At 62.3% G+C, this 2,304-nt stretch carries 1 protein-coding gene and 1 pseudogene; both read right to left on the bottom strand.

The annotated features are described in order from the left end of the window. A partial coding sequence (locus tag HV796_RS41735) for a hypothetical protein (RefSeq protein WP_175233479.1) occupies positions 1-927 on the bottom strand: 927 nt, incomplete at its 3' end. Between the two features lie 466 nt (positions 928-1,393). Continuing rightward, positions 1,394-1,865: pseudogene (locus HV796_RS41745) on the bottom strand (transposase); the annotation flags it as partial. Positions 1,866-2,304: the final 439 nt, after the last annotated feature.

The raw sequence follows: 2,304 nt of genomic DNA on the forward strand, positions 1-2,304 counted from the left end.
GAACGCCGCTCCCAGTGCTTCGCGGGACGCATACGGCTGCGGTGCCGCTTCTCCCCGGGACAGCGCCGCCGTCTTCAGCACGGACGCCATCGAGTGTTCAAACGTGCCGAACGGGTACTGGGTATCCTGGCCGTGTGCATCCAGCCAGTCGACCACCATCCTGCGGCGCGCCGCTTGCGTCAGACCCGCGAAATCAGGCAGACGCATCAGGGATGGATCACCGGCCAGATCGTCCACGCTCCTGCCCACCGCATTGACCAGCGCATTGCCGTCAAAATAGATACCGCTGGCATGCTCGTCGGACCCAGGATTGCCCGGCAGAAACAGGCGCTGCTGCAGGCGGTCCTTACCCAGCGCCGCAGCGAAGTCCTGATGTCGCTGGATGCTGGCCCGGCGTGAGCTGTTCACGCCATGACTGTTCGCATGAAGCGACGAGGCCTCGTCGAGCAGTTCCGGCCCGATCAGCCCGGCAAGAAACGCGGGCGTGATGTGCGCATTGGTATCAAGCACCGTGAAGATATGCTCACGCCGCGTGATGTCCACTCCATGCAGGTTCAGCACCGCAAGCAGTGCCGATGTCGGCGTATCAATCCGTGAAGGTGTCCGCGCCAGATCCGGCCACGCCCCGTGCAGGCTGGTGGCTGGCATCACTGCAGGCGAGCCCGTCGCACTGCGCACCTGCCGCGCTCCGGTACCGGCCCCGGCCTTTATGCCGGCGCCATTGGCGCTGCGTGTCCCGGCGGGTATCCGCCCGGCGTCCGGAAAGAAGGCTCCATACCATCCGATGGCTTCCCTGATGCTTCTTTCCAGCTCCGGGTCAGCGGCATGTCGGGGCGAACCAGATACAGCAGGCCGGCCAGGACCGTTGCGGGCAAGCCGGCCAAGCGCTTCGATCCGGGTGTCGGGGATGTTTTTTTTATCATTCACCTGCCTCATCGCGGGCCCGGCGGAATCGCTGGCCAGTGATCCGGATGGAGGGTATTGCCGCACCAAAGCCTGAGTAACGCTGCCAGTCATACCTGTCCCGTGATGATCTGAAGAGGAATTTCGCCACACAGGCGCCGTGAGGGAGCGACGCGCGCCCCGGCTTCGAAGCCCGGCAGGCCGACGCTGCCATCAGCGGCGCTCACACCGTCATTGACGGGCAGCCCCGCATGACGACGCTGGGAAACGGCACTGTTGCGCCTGCCATGAACCTGGAAGCGTCCCGCATCGCCCTGCGCCCCATGCCAAGGGCGTGGATCTTATCCCGCTCCCCCTGCGCGCTCAAGTACAACTACTCAGTCCCTTTTCGCATTCGGGCTCGCATTTAGCGCATCCGGATCAGGGACGGCCTGCATGAAATCCGTGTCCTTAAGATAAGTTTCTAAGTTATCTCAAGGCACGAGTTCGTATGTACCTTGCGCCAGGTACGGCGCTTCGAATAACCGTGCCTGCGCACCTTCCATTCGCCCTCACCGTACAGCTTGAGGCCCGTGCTGTCGACGACCAGATGCACAGGCTCACCGCTGCGTGGCGCACGCAGAATCACTTCCAGATTCCGGGAGCGGCGACTCAGCGTCGTGTAGCTGGGCACCGGCAGACCGCAGAAGGCGAGGTCTCGCTGACTGTGCAAAATCCTGAGGCGCCCGCAGCGGCAAGCGGAAAACCTGCTTGAGGCCGGGCAGCATCCGGATCACGGCGTCTGCATAAATGCATGGTCGACCGTGCTTGCGCGCCGCGCATGCCGCCGGGTTCGCCAGTTCACGCCCGTCGATCCACATCGTCACATTCCCTCGCCCGATCAGCCCCGCGTTGTATTGCGCCCGGTTCCTGATGCGGTACACGCCCTTCGGCTCACTCGTCTCGCCTTTGTCCTTACGCATCTTTCCGCCCAAAGGCGAGAATCTACGCAGTCCGACATGAAGTTAACAGCGGTACCGTCTCGTCTGTCGCGCGTAAACGTCAGTCCGACGCGCAACAGCCGGATTTATGCAACATGCATGGACGCCCCCGGCTTGTCAAGCGATGTAACCAGTAATGTGCAGGAGGTCGAGATTGCAGCCATGTCCGGACTCGATGTCAGGCTCATGCCTGCCGTCCCTGATGCATCCGCTGGTTGACGCCTCATCAACGCCGCGAGCCTTGTGCTCGTGTTGCATATCAGGCTTCTGCCAACCACGGTCTGACCGTCTTGCCATCACTGTTTGATCACCCGGGCAATCGGTTCTCTGGAGAATTATCGGTGTGTTGCGATTCCTGAATTCATGCCTGCACTGTCGATCTTGCTGCGGTGGGCACATGCTCAGGGTCGAAGTCCGGTTG

It is taken from the genome of Paraburkholderia humisilvae (genome assembly GCF_902859855.1).
In the GTDB taxonomy this organism is placed as follows: Bacteria; Pseudomonadota; Gammaproteobacteria; order Burkholderiales; family Burkholderiaceae; genus Paraburkholderia; species Paraburkholderia humisilvae.